Origin of the sequence: Polynucleobacter sp. HIN9 (genome assembly GCF_030297635.1) — a bacterium.
GTDB lineage: Bacteria > Pseudomonadota > Gammaproteobacteria > Burkholderiales > Burkholderiaceae > Polynucleobacter.
The window spans coordinates 562,272-586,891 of the sequence record NZ_AP028140.1; the positions used below are offsets into that span (position 1 = coordinate 562,272).

Below are 24,620 nucleotides of genomic sequence, written 5' to 3' on the forward strand. Positions count from 1 at the left end.
GGCGGCCGCTCCCCGCCTTATTTTTTTGATCCTAATACCTTTTTTGTTGGTTTAGAGCGACCTAATGGTTTAGTTTTAGGTTTATGGACAGGTACGCTGCCCAGCTTCTTTGACGGCGATAGAATCGAAATACTTTTCTTAGAGCCATTCCAACTGGGTTCTGGAATGCTGAGTGCCACTTCTTTTAGTTTCTCACCCCAAATTCGATGCATCATTTCGAAGTAGGGATTATCTTCATCAATCGTGATTAATCTATCTAAATTGAAAGAGTCTTTCTCATAGACCAAGAGATCGAGCGGTAAGCCAACGGAAATATTACTTTTAATAGTCGAGTCCATCGAGATCAGGACACATTTGGTCGCTAAATTAAGCGGGGTATTAAAACGAATCACCCGATCGAGAATGGGTTTACCGTATTTGGATTCTCCAATTTGAAAGTACGGAGTCTCCGGCGTAGTTTCAATGAAGTTACCGGCAGCGTAAATATTAAATAAACGAGGTTTCTCACCCTGGATTTGTCCACCAAAAATTAAGTTGCAATTAAACTCAATTCCTGACTTTTGCAGATCCTCAAAATCACGCTCCCGTACTTTTTTGACGGCCGAACCAACCACCGTCGCTGCTTCATGACAGCTTTTGGCATTCCAAAGATTGATGCCATCGAACATTTCACCTTGGAGGAGAATTTCTTTGACTGCTTGGGTAATGGCTAAGTTACCCGAGCTCATGAGAACAAAAAAACGCTCTCGGTCTTGATGAAAGAGGGCCATCTTACGAAAGGTGCCGATTTGGTCAACTCCCGCATTCGTTCGAGTATCGGCTAAGAACACTAGGCCTTCATCGAGGCAAAGGGCAACGCAATAGGTCATGGTTACAGCACTTTCACTTGTTGTATGGCAATGCGAGCCCGTAGCTCCTCTTGGCCACCACCGGAACGGATTCCTTTGATGGGTGCAGCTGAATAATAATCCCTTCCAATGGCCAAGCGAATATGCCGTTGATCCGTCAGGCAGGCATGGGTTACATCAATACTGATCCAGCGACCTTGATCTGCATCCAAACAAACATCTACCCAGGCATGACTTGCTAGGTTTGGAGATTCTTCGGCAAAGAAGTAGCCGCTAACATAGCGCGCTGGAATATTGGCAAACCGACATAGACTTAGCATGATGTGACTATGATCTTGGCAGACCCCAGTCTGCATCGCAAATGATTGAGCTGCTGTCGTTGCAAAGGTCGTGACACCTGCTTGATAACGAATGCCGGCACGAATCGCATCGGCTAGAGCCAAAACAGAATCAATGTCACGTTTTTTAGGAAGTGCCGATTCAAAATACGATTGCATTGGTTCTGATATTTGTGTGAGGGTGGTTGGCTGTAGCAGATAGTAAGGGGACACGGCATGGGTATCATCCTGGTACTCATAGCATCCATGGCTCTTGACTTCTCCTTTGGCAGTAATGCTCATTGATTTATAGGGCGTGTCGAGTACTAATGTTTGGCAGGTATTACCAAAAGTGTCTTGAGTGGACTTGGCTTTGACGGGCGACTGAATTTGCCACTTTACAATCGTTTGCCCTTTGTTATCTAGTGGGCTTAGTCTTAACTCCTGAATCGAATAGCGAACTGGATTGTCGTATTGGTATTCGGTATGGTGCTCAATTTGTAAGTGCATCGATTTCATCTTAGGCAACGGCAAGGGGGATGAGGTATGCATTACTGAGCTCGTCACCAATGTGATTAATTCGTTTTAAAAACTGCTTCGTGAACTCTTCAAGACCCATATGAAAGACTTCATTGATATCAGAATAATCAAGGTCTGCTTGGAGTTTGCCGATAAGGCGTTCAATCTCTTTGGAGTTCTGATTCCGAATTTCACCTAACAGCACAATTAAATCACCCACGCAATAGCGCAATGAACGGGGCATTTGTTGATTAAAGATTAGCAACTCTGCTGCCTTTTGCGGGGTAATTTGGTCTGAGTAAATTTGGCGGTAGATCTCAAAAGCAGATACAGATCGCAACAGGGCAGCCCAGTGATAGAAATCAAAGAATGCTGAATCCGCCTCCTCATGGATATCTTGAATGGGTTTTAATTGACGCAAGCTTGCTGGATCTTGGTACTTGGTTTCTAGGATGCGAGCAGTATTATCGGCGCGCTCTAGTAAGGTGCCAATGCGCATGAAGTAATAGGCCTCATTTTTCAGCATCGTGCCATGCATGACCCCCCGCGAGAGGTGGCAGCGATATTTAACCCAGTCTAGGAGGCTGCTGGGATCCGCATAATCCTGTTTAGCAAGTAATTGCGTTAACTCCAGCCAGGTCGTGTTTTGGGTTTCCCACAGCTCAGATGTAATCCGTCCACGAATCGCTCGTGCGTTTTCACGCGCGGCGCGCAAGCAAGACACGATACTCGATGGATTATTCGCATCAGCGATCATGAACCGCAAAATGGATTCCTGATTCATCTGCGAGTGGCTCGCGAGGAATGCCGGTTCTAATTTAGAGATGGTCAATAACTTACGCCAACTTTGGTCTCGGTATTCAGAGGGTTGCGGTAGCAAAGAGGTTTGATAGTTCACATCGAGCATGCGCGCGGTATTCTCAGCCCGCTCGGTATAGCGAGCCATCCAGTAGAGGCAATCGGCGGTGCGGCTTAACATGGATTAATCCTCCAGTACCCAAGTATCTTTGGTGCCACCACCTTGTGAAGAGTTCACCACCAAAGAACCCTCCTTGAGGGCAACGCGAGTTAAGCCTCCCGGAACCATCTTGATGGTTTTGCCAGAGAGCACAAAAGGTCGTAGATCAATATGGCGCGGGGCAATTCCAGACTCAACAAAGGTTGGACAGGTTGATAGAGATAGCGTCGGTTGAGCAATATATTGATCTGGATGTTGAATTAAGTTCGCTCGAAAGCGCTCAATTTCCTCTTTGGTGGATGCTGGACCTACCAGCATGCCATAGCCACCAGCGCCATGAGTTTCTTTGACGACCAGCTCATCAAGATGAGCCAAGGTGTAAGCCAGATCTTCGGCCTTGCGGCATTGATAAGTCGGTACATTGTTAAGAATCGGCTTTTCACCTAAGTAGAACTCAATCATTTGCGGCACATACGGATAAATGGATTTATCGTCCGCAATTCCAGTGCCAATCGCGTTGGCTAGAGTGATATTGCCCGCACGATAGGCATTGAGTAAGCCGGCTACGCCTAAAGCAGAATCGGATCGAAATGCTAAGGGATCTAAAAAGTCGTCATCAATACGTCGATAGATTACATCGACCCGCTGAGGCCCTTGGGTGGTTCGCATGAACACTTCTTCATCTTTGACATAAAGGTCCTTACCTTCGACTAGTTCGACACCCATTTGTTGAGCAAGGTAAGTATGTTCAAAGTAGGCCGAGTTAAACATGCCTGGGGTGAGAACAACCACATTTGGTTTTTTTACTCCCTCGGGCTTGACGGACTTCAGGCATTCCAACAGAAGGTCAGGGTAGTGCTCTACAGGAGCAACTCGATAGCGCTGGAATAGATCGGGAAAGAGGCGCATCATCATTTTGCGATCTTCGACCATATAGGACACGCCAGATGGTACGCGCAGATTGTCCTCTAGGACATAAAACTCACCTGCACCAGCGCGCACAATATCAATCCCAGCGATTTGGGCGTAAATATTCCGCGGTACATCGATATAGCGCATTTCCGGTCGATATTGAGCATTATTAAAAATCTGCTCCCCGGGAATAATCCCAGCTTTAATGATTGCTTCGTCGTGATAGACATCATGAATAAAGTGATTGAGTGCGGTCACGCGTTGTCGCAGACCTGCTTCAAGCGTCGACCATTCTTCTGCTGTGAATATCCGTGGGACTTGGTCAAATGGAATAGTGCGCTCAGTCCCCAAATCATCACCATAGACTGCAAAGGTGATGCCAACCCGACGAAAGATGAGGTCGGCCTCAGCCCGTTTAAGGGCCATCAGAGCATCACTTTGCTCAGTTAGCCATTGCTGAAAGATGGCGTAGTGGGGTCTAGCCGCACCATGCACATCAAACATTTCGTCATACGGGGTTTTCATAGTCTTTACGGTATTACGCTCGAATGACAAATCATCCGTAGATTGGCATGGCTTGGTGCAAATATGCACCTAAATGGTGCAAGAAACAGGATTATGAGAGTTGACCGCGCACGATTCTGGCTTTTTCTCGCTCCCAGTCGCGCTCTTTACTTGCCTCGCGCTTATCGTGTTGTTTCTTTCCGCGGGCAAGCCCAATTTCACATTTAACTCGACCCTTTGAGAAGTGCAAATTGAGCGGGACCAAGGTATAGCCTCGCTGCTCAACTTTGCCGATGAGTTTCCGAATCTCGCTCTCATTTAAGAGGAGCTTGCGGGTTCGGGTGGGGTCGGCATGAATATGAGTCGATGTCGAGGAGAGTGGACTGATGTGAGAACCAATCAAATAAATTTCAGCATTACGCACTACGACATACGCTTCCTTAATTTGCGCACGACCAGCACGAATTGCCTTAACCTCCCACCCTTCGAGGACAAGGCCCGCTTCATAGCGTTCTTCAATAAAATAATCAAAGAAGGCTTTTTTGTTATCGACGATACTCATGGTTTAGAGTTTTTATAGGTTCCACGGTTTCATTATGGCAGACGTCAATAAGACGGTTTTGATTGGTCAATCCGCTGACCGCATGTACAGCCTAGTAACGGATGTTGCGCGCTATCCAGAGTTTTTACCCTGGTGCGGCGGTGTGGATATTTATGAGCAAACCGAAACGGTTCTCGATGCCAAAATTAAGATCCACTTTAAAGGGATTGAGCAATTCTTTCATACGCGAAATGCCAACCATCGCCCTGATTCGATTGATATGCAATTTGTTGATGGTCCATTTAAAAAGTTCACTGGCCAGTGGCGCTTCATTCCCTTACGCGATGATGCATGCAAGATTGAGTTCAATTTGCACTGGGAGTTCAAAAGTGCCATCTTGGATAAGATTATTGGTCCGGTGTTCTCCTACATCGCCAGCACCTTTGTGGATTGCTTTGTAAAGCGTGCGGAGCAACTCTATGGCCACTAAAGCGCAGACCATGGAAATACTTTTATGCGATGCGCGCCAGGATCCGCCATTACTTCAAATTCATCATCTTCCGTTAAATGGTGTTACAAAGCCCACGGTGGGTTGGGCGCTTCAAAGCTTGGGCATTGCCAAAGATCAAGATGATCCAGTGATTAGCCGTAAGGGCTGCTATGGGGTATTTGGTAAGCGCAAGGATTGGAGTAGCCCGCTATATGCCGGCGACCGTTTAGAGCTCTATGCACCATTACGCATTGACCCTAAATTAGCCAGACGAAAGAAGGCCAATCGCGATAAAGATAGCCTTTTAAAGGCCAAAGCCATGCGCCGGCAAGCTGCGAAACCGAGACCTTAAAGGAGTCCTCGACCCAGAACCTTTATAATCGGATTTTGCGACTAGGGGTTTTGCATGCGACTCATACAAAAAGCACTGACCTTTGATGACGTGCTCCTTGTGCCGGCCTACTCGGCCGTCCTTCCTCGTGACACCAGTTTGGTCACCCAGTTAACTCGCGATATTACGATCAATATTCCCTTGGTATCGGCCGCGATGGATACGGTCACTGAGGGTAGGCTCGCGATTGCCATGGCAAGTGAGGGTGGTATCGGAATCATCCACAAAAATCTCAAGCCTGCCGAGCAGGCCAAAGAAGTAGCTAAAGTAAAACGTTTTGAGTCGGGAGTCCTGCGCGACCCCATCACGATTACTCCAGAAATGACCGTCCGTCAGGTGATTGCTCTATCGAGGGAGCATGGCTTTTCAGGATTCCCCGTGCTGCAAGGAAAAACCGTAGTTGGCATCATCACCAACCGCGATCTTCGGTTCGAAGAGGATTTAGATGCAAGCGTGAAGACCAAGATGACTCCGCGTGAGCGTCTTATCACCGTGAAGGAGGGCGCAAGCCTTGAGGAGGCCAAGCGCTTAATGAGTAAGCATCGCTTAGAGCGCGTACTCGTTGTGAACGATGCCTTCGAGTTACGCGGCTTAGTGACCGTTAAGGATATTCTGAAGGCGACCGAGCATCCCAATGCTGCTAAAGATGGTGAGGGTAAGTTGCGCGTTGGCGCTGCCGTCGGTGTGGGCCCGGATAACGATGAACGTGTTGAGCTGCTGGTGAAGGCCGGTGTTGATGTGATTGTGGTCGATACCGCACATGGCCATAGTCAAGGCGTTCTCGATCGTGTGAAATGGGTCAAGAAGCACTACCCTCAGGTTCAAGTGATTGGCGGCAATATAGCGACTGGCGAGGCTGCGAAAGCACTCGCAGACCATGGTGCTGATGGTGTAAAAGTCGGCATTGGTCCGGGCTCGATTTGCACCACCCGCATCGTGGCGGGCGTCGGGGTTCCACAAATTACGGCCGTGGTGAATGTTGCCAATGCGCTTAAGGGAAGCGGTATTCCATTAATTGCAGACGGCGGTGTGCGCTACTCAGGAGATGTTGCAAAAGTCCTTGCTGCGGGTGCCAATAGCGTCATGATGGGTGGCATGTTTGCTGGGACGGAAGAAGCCCCTGGTGAGGTCTTTTTATATCAAGGACGATCCTATAAGAGTTATCGTGGCATGGGTTCATTAGGCGCCATGGCCGATGGTGCTGCTGATCGCTACTTCCAAGAAGATATCAGCGCAGCCAATGCCGAGAAATTAGTCCCCGAGGGGATTGAGGGGCAGGTGCCTTACAAAGGAAGTGTCCTGAGTATCTTGCATCAACTGAGTGGTGGTATTCGTTCGTCGATGGGCTATTGTGGTTGCAAAACCATTGCGGAATTACATGAGAAGGCCAGTTTTGTGGAGATTACTTCTGCAGGCGTACGAGAGTCGCACGTCCATGATGTGAAGATCACGAAGGAAGCCCCTAACTATCACATTGACTAAGAGTCGCTTGGGCAAAACTGTGCACGATACGATTCTGATTCTGGATTTTGGTTCGCAAGTTACCCAATTGATTGCCCGCCGTGTGCGGGAGTCAAAAGTCTATTCTGAGATCTGGCCGTATGACTCGGATCCGGAACGAATCAAAACATTTGTTCAAGAGCGTCGCTGCAAAGGAATCATTCTTTCGGGTGGGCCAAGTTCGGTAACGGAGCCAAATAGCCCCAGGGCCCCTGAGATTGTTTTTCAACTTAATGTTCCAGTTCTAGGTATTTGTTACGGCATGCAAACGATGGCCACCCAATTGGGCGGTCGGGTTGCTTCAGCCGAGTCTTTGGGAAAAGCACGTGAGTTTGGGTATGCCGAGGTGCGTGCCCGGGGCCATACGGATTTGCTAAATGGCATTGAGGACCATCGCACCGCCGAGGGGCATGGAATTCTCAAAGTATGGATGAGTCATGGCGACTCAGTTACTGAGCTACCTCCAGGGTTTAAGTTAATGGCCTCGACGCCATCCTGCCCGATTGCAGGAATGGCCAATGAAGAAAAACATTTCTACGGCCTGCAATTTCATCCTGAGGTAACTCACACCTTAAAGGGCAAAGAGATCTTAAATCGTTTTGTACATGACATTTGCCAATGCCGAGCTGATTGGGTGATGGGTGACTACATTGCTGAAGCAGTAGCGAAGATCAAGGAGCAGGTCGGTAGTGATGAAGTTATTTTGGGTCTGTCGGGCGGCGTGGACTCCAGCGTGGCTGCAGCCCTGATTCATCGAGCCATTGGACCTCAACTAACGTGCGTATTTGTCGATCATGGCTTGCTGCGCCTTCATGAAGGCAAGATGGTGATGGATATGTTTGCCCGGAACTTAGGGGTCAGGGTGATTCATGTGGACGCCTCGCATGAGTTCCTGTCCCAGTTAAAGGGTGTGACCGATCCGGAGCAAAAGCGCAAAATCATCGGTAAAGAGTTTGTGGAGGTATTTCAGCGCGAGTCTGGCAAGATCAAAAATGCCAAGTGGCTTGCCCAGGGTACGATTTATCCGGATGTCATTGAGTCAGCAGGTCAGGGTAAAAATAGTGCCCACACCATTAAGAGCCATCACAATGTTGGTGGATTGCCTGAGGATATGCACCTCAAACTTCTTGAGCCATTACGAGAGTTATTTAAAGATGAAGTGCGAGCCTTGGGCGTTGAGCTAGGTTTGCCAAAAGAGATGGTCGATCGCCATCCCTTCCCAGGCCCAGGACTGGGCGTCCGAATTTTAGGGGAGGTTAAACCTGAGTTTGCCGATCTTTTGCGCAGAGCGGATGCCATCTTTATCGAAGAACTTCGTAATACGATTGATCCAAGCACCAAGCAATCTTGGTACGCATTGACGAGTCAGGCATTTGCAGTCTTTTTACCTGTGAAATCGGTTGGGGTCATGGGCGATGGACGTACCTATGAATACGTCGTTGCACTGCGCGCAGTCCAAACCCAAGACTTCATGACTGCGCATTGGGCGCATCTGCCACATGAACTGCTAGGTAAGGTATCAAATCGCATCATTAATGAAGTGCGCGGTATTAATCGTGTGGTCTTTGACATCAGTGGGAAGCCACCCTCCACAATCGAGTGGGAGTAATTTTTCTCACGTAAGTTGTTGATTTATATAGATTTTCAAGTTACACAAAAGTGACACACAGCAAAATAAGTTGTTGATTTTGCTGGGCGCAGGTTTTATAGTTGCACAAAAACTTGCACAAAAAAGTGCTTATTGATTTTCGTAAGTGCTCCTGCGCCCAAAAATGCCAAATAAAAAAACGTTTTACGCTGACGACGAAATTCCAATTTACGACGAAGCAGTCATACACAAGCGTGGTGACTACTGGCAGATGCGTATGTGGCTTGTTAAAGAAGGCAAGTACGCTCGTTTTAGTCTCAAAACTCGTAACCGTGACACGGCTATTGATAAAGCCAAAAAGTATTACCACGAGCTAAAGGCTGGCGAGCTTGCTGGCAAGACTTACTTCTCCCTCACAACAAAGCAAGGCGTTGAGCTATGGCTTGAGCAACGCAAGAAAGATATCAAGGCCGAGTTGATTACAGAGGGACGCTATAAGACTATCGTCACCCACCTTAATCATTTCCTTAAATTTATTGGTAAGGATACAAAGCTTAAAGAGCTTGCTAGGACTGATTGTGAGAACTACTTTAATGAGCGCCGTCAAACTAAGAAACGCAATGAAATAAAAATCAGTCAATCAACAATTGTTAATGAACAGAGCACTATTAATGCAATGATTTCTTGGTTGTTTAAACGCAACGAGACTTACATTGAAGCGTTTGACTTTAAAAAGCTAAAGCCTATTGACGCTGGTGACATGGCTTTGAAACGTCCAATTTTTGACAAGGACGAATTGAAGCGTATGGCAAAAGTCTTGCGTGTTTATGTGCATGAGCAAGCAGACGATAAAAACGATAAAAATAACACTACCAAGGCCATATGTGGGTGTTTCAATGCTATCGCAATGCTAACTGGTATGCGTCGCGGTGAAATGTTGCAATTGAAGTGGGAGAACATTAGCTTTAAGGATGTGGAGCGAGAAGTTCGAAAGCCGAAGGGCGGACGTGTCGATGCATTGTTTGAAATTACTGTTCCAGGTGCAATTAGTAAGGTTAGGAGAACTCGGCAATTCATGGTCGGCGATGACGGTTATGTCTACGTTTTGCTTTACGCAGCCGCTAAGCGCATCAAATTTAAGGGATTGCCAGCTTCCTATTCAGCAAAGGCAGAACAATTCTTAATTAAGAATCTAAATGCTCTCCGCAAACTAATTGGGAAAGACTTGGTTTTTAGTGTTGATGGAGAGACTGCCATTACACCTCGTGCAATTTACGTTCATTTTGATAATTTGCTTGAGAGAGCTGAAATTGTTGATGCGGCTGAACGTGGAATTGTTCATTACAGCTTCCGTCACTCTTTTATCACTCACAAAGTTAACAGTGGCTTAGATTTGATGACTGTAGCTGAAATGGCTGGTACTAGCGTGGCGCAGATCGAAAAGACATATTACCGCACAACACGTGAAAAGATGCGTAGTAATGCGCTTAGTGACTACGACGTAGTGGATGGCAGTATTGTGCGGAACAAATAAATTGGAATTTGGTTTTGGTTTTGGTTTTTGAAATCGAGTTGTGGATTTGGTTCTTCAGGCGTAAAATAAACGTGCACAAATTGCACGGAATTTGAACAGCATGCCAAGCAGTAAACCGTCGAAACCAAAAGCCAAAAACCAAACTCAAAAGCCAAAGCCAGTCGTGCGTTCGATTGATCAAAAGCGTTTGGAAAAGCTGACAGCTATCAAAACAAAGCTTGAGCTTGGTAAGCATGTGCAAAACAGGGATTTGCAGACGTGGTTGACGCGAGACGAATTTGCGGAAATCGAAGCAAGATGGACAAATGAAAAAGAGCGCCGCCTTAGCATGTATGGTGAAAAGCCCGATGCGATACGTGAGTACGAATCAAGGCTAAGCAAGGCGATTTTGACGTACAACAGGGCAGACAGCTACAGCCAACAGCGCAAACATGCAGCTGCAAAAAAGCTCATGGCGCAGTCTGAAGTGCAATTCGAGCATGCGTTAGAGTGGCTGGAAGAAAGCCTAGGCCTAGACCCTAGCTTGCAAGCATGGCTTGATAGACCATTTGATCGAGGTGATGCTGGACTAGACCCTGACAGTGTTCCACGTCTCGTCACATCACGCAGCGCAGCACGTCAGGCGGGCATGGCAAAACAAACGATAGCTGGTATAAAGATGCAAGTGGTATCAGCTGCAATTGAAAACAGCAGTCGCCCAGCGCTGGCTGTGCAGACTACTAAACCAAGCAAGAAATTAAACGAACTGCTTGAAATGAATAATGGATTTGAACTGAAGTAGAGACGTGGAAAGGAAATTCGAGTGTCATACATAGTTTTGAAATACGATCCTGAACGTGATGTTGCTCAATACGTGACAGGCCTTGCATTTAGTCTGCTTTTAAATGATGGCGAGCTTGAGGTGCTCGATGCAAAATTGCGATATGCAACCCAAAAAGCATTTATGGACATGACAGCTGATCAACTTGCAGCACAGCTCGTTCACAAGAAAATTCAACGATCATGTGAATTAATCAAAACAAAAAAAGAATTCAAAACAGATAAAGCGTTAATTAGTGTTTGTGGTGACGATTATGTTGGAGTGATTTCTAGTGCATTGAAGAAGAAGGATTTTCAACATATTTTTGATACGCAGGAACGTGCAAAGGCATATGAATATCTGCGCTCTAATACTAGCCCCAACTTGATAATTGAGCGCTACAAGGCTTTATCACTAACAATTAAACAAGCGCATGAATATATTGCAGAGCTTGAGAAGGGCGAGCAAGAAAAGCTGGCTTGGGTTGATGCACATGCAAAAGCAACTACTGACGCATTGAAAGCCTTGCCGACACTAATCAAGCGTAATTTTTAAATAAGTTCCACAGCGTTACGCAGCACGCCTGGACGCAAGTCGATGTAACGCTGGGTTGTGCTCATGTTTTGATGACCTGCAAGCGCCATCATTACCCTCACGCTCACGCCTTTCTCAGCCAAGTTCGTTAGAAAACCACGACGACCACTGTGGCTGCTGCATCCATCCAGTCCAGCTTTCTTGTAAATGCCATTCACCACTTGCGTAAGTGAGTTGGCAGTAAATCCAGCACTGCGCTGGGTTGCGAACAAGGGTTGCTTTTGATCGCGTACACGCACTGTCTGCAAGTAAGCAGCTAGCTCAGCTTGCATACGCTGGTTGAGCAGGACGGTTCGGCTGCGATTGCCTTTTGTCTGCATCGCGCTCAACGTAACCTCTTTGCGCACTGTTCCATCGCTAGCAAGTACGTCTGCAATACGCAGCGCAGCTACTTCACCAATTCGCATGCCCGCAAGGTGCGTAAGCAGGATGATTGCGCGGTTGCGCTTTTGGCTTTTGGTTTTGGAAACGAAATCGAGCAAGCGTTGCAGTTCGCGCTCGCTAATTGTTCGGGCTTGTTTTGTCATTTGCACTTCCTGTACTGTTGTGAAAATAGTGCATTGAGTATGTTTTCGTATGTCCAAAATTCCTACCTCTAAATTTCTTCAATAGCAGCAATGGGTTAGCTGCACTGCGCATATTTTGTGAAAACTATGCGCAGTTGTATTTAGCGATTTTGGTGTGGCACATGCGCTACGAACGAGCTCGATTTGCAAGCAAGCCCTGCAAGCGTTATGTGCAGCTAGGGTAGGCTTGGGTAGCTGGACTGGGCTTTGCGCTGCTTGTAGGTCGTTTTATGCAGCTTGCGTGCGCTGTGCCAAGTCTGGTCTGCTGCCGTTAAAAAAACGTGCAGCTAGAAATTTTGCGTAGCTACTGTTTTGTTGGTGGGTGGTGATTTTTCTTCTATACCCACTAGTTGCTGTGTGATAAAGTGGATACACATTGGAAACACGGAGAGGCAGCATGAAAGACGCTGGCATGCGTATACGAGTTGAGCAGGAGCTTAGAGATGCTTTTGTGGCTGCTTGTCAAAAGATGGACGTTCCAGCTGCACAAGTCCTGCGCCAACACATGCGTGTGATTGTGGAGAAAGCAGAACAAGCCACATCCAAAAAACAAAAGAATGCAGCAAAGGTTAAAAGCTCCTAATGATTACTGGTGAAATCAAGTCGCAAATCGACAGAGTGTGGGCAACGATTTGGGCAGGTGGCATTTCAAATCCGCTTGAGGTTGTCGAGCAGCTGACCTATTTGCTGTTTTTGCGTAGGCTGGATGAGATGCAGACTTTGGAAGAGAACAAAGCTGCCCGTCTAAACAAGCCTGTCGAGCGCAACATCTTCCCGCACAGCAATGATGCAAAAGGTCGCAGCTACCAAGACATGCGTTGGAGCAGGCTTAAAAACCTAGACCCACAAGATATGTACACGGTAGTGAGTGAACATGCATTCCCGTTTTTGCGTGAGCTTGGTGGCGATGGCAGCACCTACAGCAAACACATGCAAGGCGCACGTTTTACATTGCCTACACCTGCGCTGCTTGCAAAGGTTGTGGACATGCTTGATGAAGTGCGCATGGATGATAGGGACACGAAGGGCGACATTTACGAGTACATGTTGGGCAAGATTGCGAGTGCTGGTCAAAACGGTCAGTTCCGCACACCGCGTCACATCATTCAGTTACTTGTTGAGCTGACTGCACCACAGCCTAAAGACACTATTTGTGACCCTGCAAGCGGTACGTGTGGGTTTTTGGTTGCTGCGAGTGAGTATGTGCGCAAGCATCATTCAGCAATGCTTGTTGATGCAGCTGGTGCTAAGCACTTCAACAGCACAATGTTTCATGGCTACGACTTTGACAACACCATGCTGCGTATTGGCAGTATGAACATGTTGTTGCACGGAGTTGAAAGCCCTGAAATTACTTACCGTGACAGCTTGTCGCAAGACTATGCAGTTGAAGAAGAAAAGTACAGCTTGATTCTTGCTAACCCACCGTTTGCTGGCAGCTTGGATTACGACACGACAGCAAAAGACTTGCTGGACGTTGTGAAGACTAAGAAAACTGAGCTTTTGTTTTTGGCTTTGTTCTTGAAGCTGTTAAAGCCGGGTGGACGTGCTGCTGTGATTGTGCCGGACGGTGTGCTGTTTGGTAGCAGCAAGGCGCACAAGGACTTGCGCAGAATTTTGGTTGAAGAGCAGAAGCTTGATGCAGTTATTTCACTGCCTAGTGGTGTGTTCAAACCATACGCTGGCGTGAGCACTGCCGTATTGATTTTCACAAAGACAAACTCAGGCGGTACTGACAACGTTTGGTTTTACGACATGCAAGCCGATGGCTTTAGCTTGGATGACAAACGACAGGCACTGCTCGATGCAGACAAGCTAGGCGTTGTTCCAGTAACTGCTTTGACCGCCGAAGAGCATGCAAAAAATAACTTGCCAGACTTAGTAAAGCGTTGGCAGGAGCGTGCAGGCAATGAAGTTGCGAACGCACGTACTGCACAAAGCTTCTGTGTTGCTGCAAGTGAGATTGCTGCTGCTGGCTTTGACTTGAGTTTGAACAGATATAAGGAAGTGGTACATGAACACGTGGAGCATGTACCGCCGCAGCAACTCATTGCAGAGTTGAAGCAACTGGAAGCCGAGATACAAGCTGGCTTGGTTGATCTTGAAGGGTTGCTGAAATGAGCACAGCAACAGTACGCTTAGGCGATGTAGCGACATTTGTGCGCGGCATTACGTTTAAGCCAGCAGATGTGTTGGATGGGGTAACTGCTGATGCTGTTGGCTGTATGCGTACAAAAAACGTGCAATCTAAGCTTGATGAGACAGATGTTTGGTTTTTGCCTAAAAATTTTGTTGCTAATAAAAATCAAGTACTGCAAGAAGGTGACCTGCTTGTCTCAACCGCTAACAGTTGGAATTTAGTTGGCAAGGCTTGCTGGGTACCTAAGCTAAATTACGAATGCACATTTGGTGGTTTCATTAGTGCGTTGAGAGCAACAGATGCGCTTGTTGATAGACGCTATTTGTATTACTGGTTTACATCAGCAAAAATTCAAGCAAAGCTGCGTAGTTTTGGAAATAAAACAACCAACATTTCAAATCTAAGCATTAAACGTGCAAACGATTTAGTCATCCCACTCCCACCACTTGCAGATCAAAAGCGCATCGCTGCGATACTAGATAAAGCTGCTGAAATCAAAGCAAAGCGTGAACAGGCTATTGCTAAGCTAGATGAGTTGGCGCAGAGCACGTTTGTTGAGATGTTTGGTGAGCAGATTTCAAAATCAACTAAAACAGTTAACGATTTTTTTGAAGTTAACGCGAATAGATACGAAACGAATCTTAAGGACGCAGATAGAGTTTCATTTGTGCCTATGTCAGCAGTTAGTGAGATTTCTAAAACAATTGAGAACGAAGAATTTAGAGAATATGGAGAAGTAAAAAAAGGCTATACGCCAATAAAGCATGGAGATTTAATAGTCGCAAAAATAACACCATGTTATGAAAACGGAAAACAAGCAATTGCGACTGTTTCAACTCAATTTGCATACGGGTCTACAGAATTTCATACATTTCGCAGCAGCAACAAAAACCTTGTTACATTGCTGCACTATTATTTGCAGACAAAGAATGTAATGCGTGAAGGTGCTGCAAATATGAAGGGCGCTGCAGGTCAAAGGCGTGTGCCGGATTCGTTTTTCAAGTCACTCCCATTTGCGCTTCCTGCTACAAACGAGTTGAATAAATTTAGTGCGGCGATTGCCAGTCAAAACAAGCGCAGAGCAGAGCAAGTAAGGCAGTTGGCGGTTATTGAAACCACAATTGCATCACTTCAACACAAAGCGTTCACGACGGGATTTAACGCATGAGTAACTTTGTCTTTCTGCAAAAAGAATTCTTTGCGATTTGTGACAGCGCAACGAAGGCAGAAGGATATTTGAATACAGACGCACGTGCTGCATGTTGGTATGCACGCATGACGTTGGAGCAGATTGTTGATTGGCTGTACAGGTACGACAACAACTTTAAGTGCTATGAAACCAGCTTGGGCGCACGTGTTCACGACCCTAGCTTTAAAGACAATGTAGGCGAAGCAATCTTCACAAAAGCTACGGTTGTGATTGGCATTGGCAACCGTGCTGCGCATGCCAAGGCTACAAAGAAAGCTGATGCAGTCATTGCAATACAGGAGCTTTTCCACGTTGCTTACTGGCTAGCTAGGACGTATGGCGAGCGTGCAAGACCTAATCCTGCGCTGCAATTCGACGAAGCACTTGTACCCGCAGCAAAGCAAGAAAGGGCAGTATCTGTTGAGCAGCTAAAGCGCCAAGAAGATGCGCTAAGAGCTAAAGATGCTGAAAACGCTGCGCTGAAAGAAAAGCTTGATGGCTTGAGTGTGGTGCATGCAGAGCTTGAAGCGTTGCGTGCTGAAATTGCTAAGGCTAAGGCCGAAAACACGAAAGTACAGGACACACACGACTACAACGAAGAGCAAACACGCGACTACTTTATCGACATGCTGTTGCATGAAGCTGGGTGGGCTCTGGACAAAGCAGAAGATCGTGAGTTTGAAGTTCAGGGCATGCCGAACAACAAAGGCGTTGGCTATGTTGACTATGTACTATGGGGTGATGACGGTTTGCCCTTAGCTGTTGTTGAAGCAAAGCGCACAAAGCGTGATGCAACAGTTGGACAGCAGCAAGCCAAGTTATACGCAGACTGCCTTGAAGCAAAGTACAAACGCAGGCCCGTTATTTTTTACACGAACGGCTACGAGTACTGGTTTTGGGATGACAAGGCTGCACCACCAAGACGTGTGCAGGGCTTTTACAAAAAGGCTGAGCTTGAACTGCTGATGCAGCGCAGGACAGGCAAAAAATCAATCGCACTCGAACAAATTAACAGTGACATTGCAGGCCGTGGCTATCAGCAGCAAGCCATTCGCAGCGTTACTGAGGCTATGGAGAAGCATAACCAGCGCCGCAGCTTGATTGTGATGGCTACTGGTTCGGGCAAGACGCGAACTGTTATTGCGCTGGTGGATTTGCTTTCGCGTTGCAGCTGGGTGAAGCGTGTGCTGTTCTTGGCTGACAGGGTGAGCTTGGTCAAGCAGGCAACCAAAGAATTTAACAAGCATCTACCAAACGCAGGTGTTGTAAATTTGCTTGATAGCCAAGATGGTCAAGGCCGTGTGTATGTCAGCACATATCCAACCATGCTCAACTTAATCAACAGCGACAAGGACGACACACGGCAGTTTGGTGTTGGACACTTTGATTTGGTGATTGTGGACGAAGCTCATCGCAGCATCTACGCAAAATACGGTGCAATTTTTGACTACTTCGACAGCTATCTAGTTGGTCTAACAGCTACGCCGAAAGATGAAATCGACCACAACACGTATGGCATGTTCCAGTTGCAACGTGGCGTTCCAACCTATGCGTATGCACTTGAAGATGCAATTGCTGATGGCTACCTAGTTCCACCCAAAGCTGTATCTGTCCCGCTTAAATTTCAGCGCAAGGGTATTAAGTACAGCGAATTGAGCGATGAGGAAAAAGCGCAATGGGATGAACTTGACTGGGGTGAACAGGGAGCGCCAGACGAAGTTGATGCAGCTGCGTTAAACAATTGGCTGTTTAACGAACAGACAGTTGACTTGGTGCTTGAGCACTTGATGACTAAGGGTGAGCGTGTTGCAAGTGGTGACAGGCTTGGCAAGACCATCATCTTTGCAAAAAACAACAGGCATGCTGAATACATAGCTGAACGCTTCAACATTAACTACCCTGAGTACAAAGGACACTTTGCACGTGTCATCACGTACCAAACCGAGTACGCACAAAGCTTGATTGACAGCTTTAGCGTGAAAGACAAAGAGCCGCACATCGCAATCAGCGTAGACATGTTAGACACAGGCATTGACGTGCCGGAAGTTGTCAACTTGGTTTTCTTCAAGCTCGTTCGAAGCAAGACAAAGTTTTGGCAGATGATTGGGCGTGGCACAAGGCTTTGCCCAGACTTGTATGCACCAAGCCAAGACAAGAAGTTCTTTTACATCTTCGATTTCCTGCAAAACCTAGAGTACTTTGCCGAAAATCCAGAAGCTACTGACGGTGCTGTAACAGCCTCGTTAGAAGCTCGTTTGTTCAAAGCAAGGCTTGAGTTGATTACCAGCTTGGATGCAAGTTCTGGCGACAACAAGACTGGCAAGCAGGAAGAACAAGATGGTGCGCTGAGAAAAGAAACAGCAGCACATCTACACAGCATTGTTAGCAACATGACGTTTGCCAACATGATTGTGCGTACCAAGCGCAGACATGTTGAAAAGTACAGCGTGGCTGATGCATGGAAGGCAATTACACCAACAGAAGCAGTAGAGATTGGCAACGAGTTAGCTAATCTTCCATCACAGCTTATTGATACTGAGGAAGAGGCAAAACGTTTTGACCTGCTGATTTTGAAGATGCAGCTTTGCGTACTTAACAAAACGCCTGGCTTTGATGGACTGAAAACAACCATTCAAAAAATCGCAGCTGCATTGGAGTTACAAGAAAGCATCCCAGCAATACGTGCGCAGATGGTTTTGATACAGAGCATTGGCACTGATGAGTGGTGGCAGGACATCACGGTTGGCATGCTGGAAGCTGCACGCAAGCAGTTGAGGTTGCTGGTGAAGCTTATCGAAAAAGGTTCTAAGTCGATCATTTACACACAATTTGAGGATGAAATTGGTGAAGGTGAGGGCGTTGACTTGCCCTTAGTACCTGCTGGCCTTGACTACGAAAAGTTCAAATCGAAAACACGAGCCTTTTTAAAGCAGCACAACGATAGGCTTGCACTGCAAAAGCTACGTAGAAATTTGCCAGTTACGACTAGTGACTTGCAGGAACTGGAAAAGATACTGCTTGAGCAGGCAAGCGGCAATGCGAGTTACGTGGACATGGCACGTGAAGAAGGGCATGGCCTTGGCTTGTGGGTGCGGTCGCTTGTTGGGCTTGACCGTAACGCAGCAGTAGAGGCAATGGCTGAGTTTTTGAACGACAAGAACGCTACAGCGAGTCAGCTTGAGTTTGCCAAGATGATTGTTGAGTACTTGACTGTGGATGGCGCTATTGATGCTGGACGCTTGTACGAAACACCATTTACGTCTATTTCATCGACTGGCCCTGACACAGTCTTTGGTCTAGCAAAGGTTGAACGGCTGTTTGCTGTGATTGAAGACATACGGCAAAGGGCGGTTGCATAAAACACGAGAAAAATATGACCATTTACTCAATCAAAAACAATAAGCTGGACGAAATACACGAAGCGCCTTTTAAGCTTGAGCGTGAAATACAAGAGCTGTTTGAAGCAAACTTAGCTGAGGTAATGGGCTTGAAGTTTGTTCGCAGTGAGTTTTCGATCAAGAATAAACGCATCGACACACTTGCTTATGACGAGCAAGCGAAGGCTTTTATCATTATTGAGTACAAGCGCGATAAAAATGTGAGCGTAGTTGACCAAGGCTTTACATACTTGGGACTGATGCTGGAAAACAAGGCTGACTTTGTGCTTGAGCACCAAGTACAACTGAATAGCAATCTAAAAATTACAGACGTTGATTGGACGCAAACTCGCGTTGCATTTGTATCGCCTAGCTTTACTGAAAACCAAGTTCAAGCAACGAACTTTAAAGACATTGCGATTGAGCTTTGGGAAGTTAGACGTTACACGAATGGCACAGTCTCAATTACACCAATCAAAAAATCTAAGTCAGCAACCAGCATTAAGCCGCTGACGCAACAAAACACTGAGCTTAAGGCGATTGCTGATGAAATAAGGGTGTACACAGAAGACGATCACCGCAGTAACGCGAGCGAAGAGATATACGAGCTGTATGAGCAGTTTCGAGATGCTATTTTGAATTTGGCTGATGGCATTGAGATTAAGCCGCAAAAGTTTTACGTTGCTTTTAAGAAGGATGGCAACGTGGCCTGCTTGGAAATGCAGAAAAAGAAGATGAAGATTTATATTGGTGCAAAGGCTGGTGCACTTGACGATCCAAAGAATATTGCGAAGGACGTTTCGAACATTGGGCATTACGGTACTGGTGATTACGAAGTTCAAGTGGATAGCGACAAAGACCTCGAATACATAATGAGCTTGATTAAACAAGTTGTGCAGGGCTAATCATGGCACTACTTGATGAACAGCTTGTTGAGGAATGGCTGAACAGGAAGAATTTTTTTACGATACGCGGCATCAAGTGCGGTGTAGATGAAATTGACTTGTTGGCAGTACACCATGGCGCAACTGAAAACGAGTGTCGGCATGTTGAGGTACAGGTCAGCTTTAGACCAATTGGCTATGTTGGTGGCGACACTAATGCACGCAGACGCACTGCGGACGAGATTCGAGCAGGTGTAGAGCAGTGGGTTGAGAAAAAGTATACAAGTGAACGTAAGGTCGCTAGGCGCAACGAGGTGCTACCTGACGCTAACTGGCGTTACGTGTTTGTGCATGGTGTGCTGCGTGATGAAACAGAGCTTGAGTACATGAAGCAGCTTGGTGTTGAGCTAGTTTCATACAGACAAGTTTTGAGGGAGCTGATGGACGACAAAACACAAAGCTCGTCTGTTGCAAGCAGCATTGCGGAGTTGCTGCGATACATGGAGCAATAGCCGTCAAAAAAGCGTGCAATCCCCTGTTTATGCCTTGATGCTTTGGCTTGGGGATTTGGATTGCACGGATTTTCCACACATATTCCATTTTCCAAAGCCAAATCCAGTTTGCTTCTTCAAGCTACAGCGGGGCTTTTGCACTTACTAGCTAGCCTCACAAAGCATGCTCGAAGATTCCTTCTATTCAGCGCATGGCTAGAACCGCGAAAACGAATCAAAATCGCTGTTTGGTCTTGCAGTCCTGCTTTCTTATGCTGATAGGCAGACAGGCTATGCTGTAGGCAATATTGATGGAAAAACGTGGATTTTTGGCTAATGGCGAAGATACCTGACGCAATCGAAAACGAAGCTGACTTGAAGGCAGCAGTTGAAGCTGTTGGTGGTGGCTTGCAGCTTATAAGTGACTACCTAGACGCAAACCCTAAAGCACAAGGCAAAGTGCGCTTCCCGCGTGGCTTTCTTGGCAGTGTTGGCAAGCACAGCAAGAAGTACGACTGGATTGAGAACGAGGTTCTCAAGCGCAATCTCTCGTACCAGTACATCTTTTATGACGTGCTGCGTTGGGTAGCTAATCGAACTGATATAGCTGTGACTGCACGTGAAATGATTTACAAGCACGCCATTGTGGTTGTTTCGTCAATTGCAGAAGGACTACTTGAAGCAGCAGCAGTGCAGCTTAAATATGCAGAAGGTAAGTTCCCAAAACGCCTTAAGCACTTACTGACTGACAAGATCATCACTCAAAAGCTGCATGATGAAATTACGTGGATGTGGGATGCACGTCATGCAGTCCACGTACACATCGTTAATGACTTGGAATGGGAGAAGTACAAAGTTACTGATGCTCGACGTGCTTCCAAGGCAGTTAAAGAGCTGGAAGAAGCATTAGATTTGCATTTCCTGTTTGGCATATGAAAGCGAACTTACAGTTCGCTTGTGCTGCATCAATGTTTCGTATCGCATTCGCTCACTCACATTGCTTTGCACATGTTTGAATATTGAATGAAAGCCGATAGCTACGCAGTAGCTATTGGTGCTGTTAGGTTGATGCAGATTGTATGGGCGCACGACGGCTATGCGCAGTTGGAAATTAAAGCGCACAGCCGCCGTGTGTAGTTTGATGCGAGTTGCACAGACACACTTGCAATAGAGTTTTAAGGGAGACGGATGTGTTGAAACTCCCAGCGCAAAGCGCACACTCTTCGGCATCCACTGTTGTTCTGTAGCCTTGCTAACTACAGCAGTTCGAGCTCATTAGCCGTCATATTACAGCTTGAGTTTTACCTGTTGGGTACGGTTGGTTGTACCGTGTTCTTGCCTTTTAATTTGCCTGTTGTTGCCTGTGTAGGGTGCGTACTATTTTTGTGCTGATGTTAAAGACTTTATTGGCTGCATCAGGTTTCATTTGGACGCGAATTTCATTTGTATTCATTTTTCGTTTGAAGTTGTTGAGCTTCTTTATTTGGCTATTGGTTAGTAAGTGCCTGTAGTTCGTTAGCAGAATTTGCGCCTCTTGTTGTGCTTTCAAAAGCTTTGTATCCGTGCTACCAACGAATTGTGGGTTTATGCCATTTTTACGCAACCACTTGTCTGTAGCGTTGTTATCGCGTCTGCTTTTGCTTTGTATAGCTTTTTGCTTTTCATTTAAAAATTTACTGTTCTTCATGCATTTATTTATGCAGACTGAATATTTTTTCAATTAAAAATGGATGCAGCGTTATCAGTCCTAATCTTTTCGGTTGTTCGCATTGGCAGCTGAAAATAAATTTGTGTTTCCAAACTACTTTGAAAGGAAACGCAAATGGCAACACTTACTTCACTCAAACTTGTAGCAGCTAAAAAGCCTGCGCACAAAGACCCAATTCAGCACCGTCGCAACAAGCTCAGCTTGAAAGTGCTGGAGCAGTTGCAGTACGCACGTGCGCTGAAATTGGGCGAGGTTTACGCACCTACACGCATCAAAACCACTACGAACGCTGCTGGTGAGCGTGTGCAAGTTACACAGCCTAAACGCATCAAACCCTGGTGGTTTGTTGATGGCAACAAGGTTGTGCTGCAAGTGCGTTATGGCGCAAAGACCTTGATGCTCAATAGCAAGTCGAACGCAGTTGAATGCGCTGACGCAGATGCATTGATTGGCGCACTGGAAACAGTTAACACTGCTGTTTTGGCTGGCGAGCTGGATGCACAGATCGAAGCTGTGTCTGGGCAAATTCGTGGTGGCTTTCAACGCTAATGCAAGCAAGAGCAATGCTGTACGCAAGTAAGGCTGCTGTTGAGCAGTTACATGAAGGAATGGCACCTTATTTGCGCACGGAGATGCATTTCTTCAAGCCAAGCCTTGTACGCAAGCATCGTCTTCCACGTTTGCCAGTTCCACGTGATGAGCAGCACTTCTGGCTTGTTCATGCAGCGTCAAGCTCGATGCGCTTGCAGCTGGGAACAAAGCGGCTAGTTATTGGCGTGGCGATGGTTTTCGAGCATGGCATTGAGCTGACTATTTTTAATGACAGCTACGAGCAGGCCAGCAATGTGTCCAGCTCAGGTGCTGTTGCTTGCTACAAGCTGTATGGCACTGCTACTGATGATGACGTATGGGTGCTGCGGGTGGCTAAGGAATTTTGATGGGCAATACAGACTTTGAGCAGCAACTGTCACTGTTTACTGGCACAGAGCACTACTACCGCATGCACGCCAACATGCTTATTACAGATGGCGTGAAATTCTTAGCAGAGCAGGCCAATTGCTTTTGGCTGTTGGACTTGTACTGGTCACACCTAACAGGCATTGATTTTGACCAACACCCATTCACCGTACTCAAAATGGCAGTGCTCAAGTCGGCAGCCATTGTGCATATTGAGGATGGCAACGACAAGATTTTGGCTACGCAGTTTATTGACTACACGGATTTTCCGCTTGCCAGCATGCGTCTATATGGTTGCTGGGAAGTTGGGCAGTGGATTGTGATGCTGACAAGTGAGTACTGAGCATGCAGTTCAAATTCATTCTTGCCTTGGTAGTTGCACCTTGTTTCGCTGTTGCTGCGGATTGGCGTGATGGAGATGCAATGTTCAGCACCAAGCCAAATCGAACTGAAACGCTGGTTGTGAGCTGGATGGTTGTCTCAAATGTGCAAGCGACTTGTGAAGCTGTTAGCAAGGACAGTGGTTTAGGTGGCTTTGGTCATGCAATCTCGGCATGCAGCTTTTGGCGCAAAGACACCTGTTTGATTGTTACTGGCAAGCAAACGACCATGCATCAAATTGGGCATGAGCTGCGTCACTGTTTTCAGGGCAGCTTCCATTAACAGTAGGAGACCACATGAACACATACGAAGCTACAGTGCGTGTACAGTCCAACAATATGTTCGTCAAAACACGTGTCCAAGCAAACACTGCACAGGACGCACTTTGGTTGCTTGAAGGGCAGTACGGTGCTGGCAACGTAGTTACGTTGCCTAGTCTTGTCTAGCTGCGTCAAATTAGGCGTGCGAAATTCGTGCAGTGTTTTAGTTTGGGTTTTGATTTACGTGCACTCTGTTTTGCCATGATCAAAAATTGCACAACGTGTAACATTTAGTTCACGTACAATGCTCACGTGCCAAATGCGTCCCGTAACTATGAGAAAACAATAAAACATGAAGTTGCACAAAAGTTACACACAGAAAAATCACGCTTGTAAGTTGTTGAAAATAAACAACAATTTACAAGGTAATTATTGAGTGGGAATAGCTATTTGTCTTTAGGAGTTTGTATGAACCCCCTGCGTCGTCTGGTCATTAGTTCAGCTGCTTTAGCTCCCTTAGGTTGCGCAACCGCTACCTTTGACCGCGGAATTCCGGTAGCCGCTCCCAAAAAAATCCCCAGTGTGCGCTCACCCCAATTGGGCCAGGAGTGGACTTATCTGCAGTTCGATACATTCTCAAGTAAGTTACTCGATGTGGTGACCGAGCGTGTTGAAATTGTCGGGCCAGGAGTCACGATCTCCCGTAGCAATCAAGATGGTGCAACGCTTCCAAGTGAGATTCAATCGTCATGGGGAATGATTGCAACGGATCCGCATTGGGGCCGAATCTTGAACTATGGCCCCCCGATTCCTCTTTGGCCAGAGCAAATGCAGGCTAACTGGAGTAAACAATTTACAACGCGCTACTCGATTGCAGGTTATTCAGATAACTCATTTGGTTGGCAGCAGTATATGTATTGCGCTGGCTGGGAAAAGCTCAAGGTCCCGGCAGGAGAGTTCACCTGTTTGCGCTATCAGAACCTGATTAATTTTCAGAGTGATGATGCTAATAAACTGGATTGCATTCGCCATGAAATCATTTGGTTTGCTCCAGAGATTGGTCGTTGGGTCGCACGCGAATCCTCTGGTTCCTATCAAATCCAGGGCCAAATTGGTGCGGTATTACTCGAGAACAGCACAGCCTGGCAATTGCGTTCTTGGAAGTAACCCGT

26 protein-coding genes are annotated in these 24,620 nt (G+C 46.6%); 19 read left to right on the forward strand and 7 right to left on the reverse strand.

The features are described from left to right. Nucleotides 1–17 precede the first annotated feature (17 nt). The 5 genes from QUE62_RS02900 to smpB all read right to left on the reverse strand — a co-directional run bounded on the left by QUE62_RS02900 (nt 18) and on the right by smpB (nt 4,620). Nucleotides 18–869, reverse strand: coding sequence for a peptidase (locus QUE62_RS02900; RefSeq protein WP_286227169.1), 852 nt, complete (start codon nt 867–869; stop codon nt 18–20). Nucleotides 870–871: 2 nt separating this feature from the next. Continuing rightward, on the reverse strand, nt 872–1,675 hold the full coding sequence (locus QUE62_RS02905; RefSeq protein ID WP_286262161.1) for a transglutaminase family protein: 804 nt from the start codon (nt 1,673–1,675) through the stop codon (nt 872–874). Nucleotides 1,676–1,685: 10 nt separating this feature from the next. Next, nucleotides 1,686–2,663 carry an alpha-E domain-containing protein gene (locus tag QUE62_RS02910; protein ID WP_286227172.1) on the reverse strand — a complete coding sequence of 326 codons (978 nt, stop codon included), beginning with the start codon at nt 2,661–2,663 and terminating at the stop codon, nt 1,686–1,688. Nucleotides 2,664–2,666: 3 nt separating this feature from the next. Continuing rightward, nucleotides 2,667–4,079 (reverse strand): circularly permuted type 2 ATP-grasp protein, encoded by a 1,413-nt coding sequence (locus QUE62_RS02915; RefSeq protein WP_286227173.1) that lies wholly within the window; start codon nt 4,077–4,079, stop codon nt 2,667–2,669. Between the two features lie 91 nt (nt 4,080–4,170). Then, complete coding sequence (gene smpB / locus QUE62_RS02920; RefSeq protein WP_286224350.1) at nt 4,171–4,620, reverse strand: SsrA-binding protein SmpB; 450 nt, start codon at nt 4,618–4,620, stop codon at nt 4,171–4,173. 34 nt (nt 4,621–4,654) lie between these two features. Here smpB and QUE62_RS02925 point away from each other — a divergent pair, with 34 nt between their 5' ends. The 7 genes from QUE62_RS02925 to QUE62_RS02955 all read left to right on the forward strand — a co-directional run bounded on the left by QUE62_RS02925 (nt 4,655) and on the right by QUE62_RS02955 (nt 11,456). Next, complete coding sequence (locus QUE62_RS02925) at nt 4,655–5,089, forward strand: type II toxin-antitoxin system RatA family toxin (RefSeq protein WP_286224351.1); 435 nt, start codon at nt 4,655–4,657, stop codon at nt 5,087–5,089. After that, complete coding sequence (locus QUE62_RS02930; RefSeq protein WP_286227174.1) at nt 5,079–5,441, forward strand: RnfH family protein; 363 nt, start codon at nt 5,079–5,081, stop codon at nt 5,439–5,441. Before QUE62_RS02925 ends, QUE62_RS02930 begins: the two co-directional genes overlap by 11 nt. A gap of 54 nt (nt 5,442–5,495) precedes the next feature. Continuing rightward, nucleotides 5,496–6,962: an IMP dehydrogenase gene (guaB, locus tag QUE62_RS02935; RefSeq protein ID WP_286262163.1), complete on the forward strand. Its 1,467-nt coding sequence runs from the start codon at nt 5,496–5,498 to the stop codon at nt 6,960–6,962. Nucleotides 6,963–6,981: 19 nt separating this feature from the next. Further along, nucleotides 6,982–8,589, forward strand: coding sequence for a glutamine-hydrolyzing GMP synthase (guaA, locus tag QUE62_RS02940; RefSeq protein WP_286262549.1), 1,608 nt, complete (start codon nt 6,982–6,984; stop codon nt 8,587–8,589). A gap of 163 nt (nt 8,590–8,752) precedes the next feature. After that, nucleotides 8,753–10,102: a tyrosine-type recombinase/integrase gene (locus QUE62_RS02945; protein ID WP_286262165.1), complete on the forward strand. Its 1,350-nt coding sequence runs from the start codon at nt 8,753–8,755 to the stop codon at nt 10,100–10,102. Between the two features lie 100 nt (nt 10,103–10,202). Beyond that, nucleotides 10,203–10,883: a hypothetical protein gene (locus tag QUE62_RS02950; protein ID WP_286262166.1), complete on the forward strand. Its 681-nt coding sequence runs from the start codon at nt 10,203–10,205 to the stop codon at nt 10,881–10,883. 21 nt (nt 10,884–10,904) lie between these two features. Next, nucleotides 10,905–11,456, forward strand: coding sequence for a hypothetical protein (locus QUE62_RS02955; RefSeq protein ID WP_286262168.1), 552 nt, complete (start codon nt 10,905–10,907; stop codon nt 11,454–11,456). Here the strand turns inward: QUE62_RS02955 and QUE62_RS02960 are convergent. Continuing rightward, on the reverse strand, nt 11,453–12,022 hold the full coding sequence (locus QUE62_RS02960; protein ID WP_286262170.1) for a tyrosine-type recombinase/integrase: 570 nt from the start codon (nt 12,020–12,022) through the stop codon (nt 11,453–11,455). The genes QUE62_RS02955 and QUE62_RS02960 overlap by 4 nt on opposite strands. A gap of 436 nt (nt 12,023–12,458) precedes the next feature. On the opposite strand from QUE62_RS02960, the gene QUE62_RS02965 reads away from it, so the two are divergent. The 7 genes from QUE62_RS02965 (at nt 12,459) to QUE62_RS02995 (ending at nt 21,078) form a co-directional block, all read left to right on the forward strand. Beyond that, nucleotides 12,459–12,644, forward strand: a complete 186-nt coding sequence (locus QUE62_RS02965) for a plasmid-related protein (RefSeq protein ID WP_286262173.1) — start codon at nt 12,459–12,461, stop codon at nt 12,642–12,644. Next, nucleotides 12,644–14,182 carry a type I restriction-modification system subunit M gene (locus QUE62_RS02970; RefSeq protein WP_286262175.1) on the forward strand — a complete coding sequence of 513 codons (1,539 nt, stop codon included), beginning with the start codon at nt 12,644–12,646 and terminating at the stop codon, nt 14,180–14,182. Before QUE62_RS02965 ends, QUE62_RS02970 begins: the two co-directional genes overlap by 1 nt. Further along, the gene (locus QUE62_RS02975; RefSeq protein ID WP_286262177.1) at nt 14,179–15,369 is read left to right on the forward strand and encodes a restriction endonuclease subunit S; all 1,191 of its coding nucleotides are present in this window, start codon (nt 14,179–14,181) and stop codon (nt 15,367–15,369) included. The genes QUE62_RS02970 and QUE62_RS02975 overlap by 4 nt, the downstream gene beginning before the upstream one ends. Further along, on the forward strand, nt 15,366–18,749 hold the full coding sequence (locus QUE62_RS02980; RefSeq protein WP_286262180.1) for a DEAD/DEAH box helicase family protein: 3,384 nt from the start codon (nt 15,366–15,368) through the stop codon (nt 18,747–18,749). Before QUE62_RS02975 ends, QUE62_RS02980 begins: the two co-directional genes overlap by 4 nt. Before the next feature lie 14 nt (nt 18,750–18,763). Next, nucleotides 18,764–19,672, forward strand: a complete 909-nt coding sequence (locus tag QUE62_RS02985; protein WP_286262182.1) for a DUF5655 domain-containing protein — start codon at nt 18,764–18,766, stop codon at nt 19,670–19,672. 2 nt (nt 19,673–19,674) lie between these two features. Beyond that, nucleotides 19,675–20,163: a hypothetical protein gene (locus tag QUE62_RS02990; RefSeq protein WP_286262184.1), complete on the forward strand. Its 489-nt coding sequence runs from the start codon at nt 19,675–19,677 to the stop codon at nt 20,161–20,163. Between the two features lie 315 nt (nt 20,164–20,478). Then, nucleotides 20,479–21,078 carry a hypothetical protein gene (locus QUE62_RS02995; protein WP_286262185.1) on the forward strand — a complete coding sequence of 200 codons (600 nt, stop codon included), beginning with the start codon at nt 20,479–20,481 and terminating at the stop codon, nt 21,076–21,078. 406 nt (nt 21,079–21,484) lie between these two features. Here QUE62_RS02995 and QUE62_RS03000 read toward each other — a convergent pair whose 3' ends face one another. Next, nucleotides 21,485–21,829 carry a hypothetical protein gene (locus tag QUE62_RS03000; RefSeq protein ID WP_286262187.1) on the reverse strand — a complete coding sequence of 115 codons (345 nt, stop codon included), beginning with the start codon at nt 21,827–21,829 and terminating at the stop codon, nt 21,485–21,487. 135 nt (nt 21,830–21,964) lie between these two features. Between QUE62_RS03000 and QUE62_RS03005 the strand changes: the two genes are divergently transcribed. From QUE62_RS03005 to QUE62_RS03025, 5 genes are all read left to right on the forward strand, one after another. After that, nucleotides 21,965–22,399, forward strand: a complete 435-nt coding sequence (locus QUE62_RS03005; RefSeq protein WP_286262189.1) for a DUF6641 family protein — start codon at nt 21,965–21,967, stop codon at nt 22,397–22,399. Between the two features lie 14 nt (nt 22,400–22,413). After that, nucleotides 22,414–22,788, forward strand: coding sequence for a hypothetical protein (locus QUE62_RS03010; RefSeq protein WP_286262191.1), 375 nt, complete (start codon nt 22,414–22,416; stop codon nt 22,786–22,788). After that, a complete protein-coding gene (locus QUE62_RS03015) occupies nt 22,788–23,150 on the forward strand; it encodes a DUF6876 family protein (protein WP_286262193.1) in 363 nt (120 codons plus the stop codon). Before QUE62_RS03010 ends, QUE62_RS03015 begins: the two co-directional genes overlap by 1 nt. A 2-nt stretch (nt 23,151–23,152) precedes the next feature. Continuing rightward, entirely contained in the window at nt 23,153–23,470 is a 318-nt protein-coding gene (locus tag QUE62_RS03020; protein ID WP_286262195.1) for a hypothetical protein, read from the forward strand. A 446-nt stretch (nt 23,471–23,916) separates the two neighbouring features. Beyond that, nucleotides 23,917–24,615 carry a hypothetical protein gene (locus QUE62_RS03025; protein WP_286225868.1) on the forward strand — a complete coding sequence of 233 codons (699 nt, stop codon included), beginning with the start codon at nt 23,917–23,919 and terminating at the stop codon, nt 24,613–24,615. Nucleotides 24,616–24,620 lie beyond the last annotated feature (5 nt).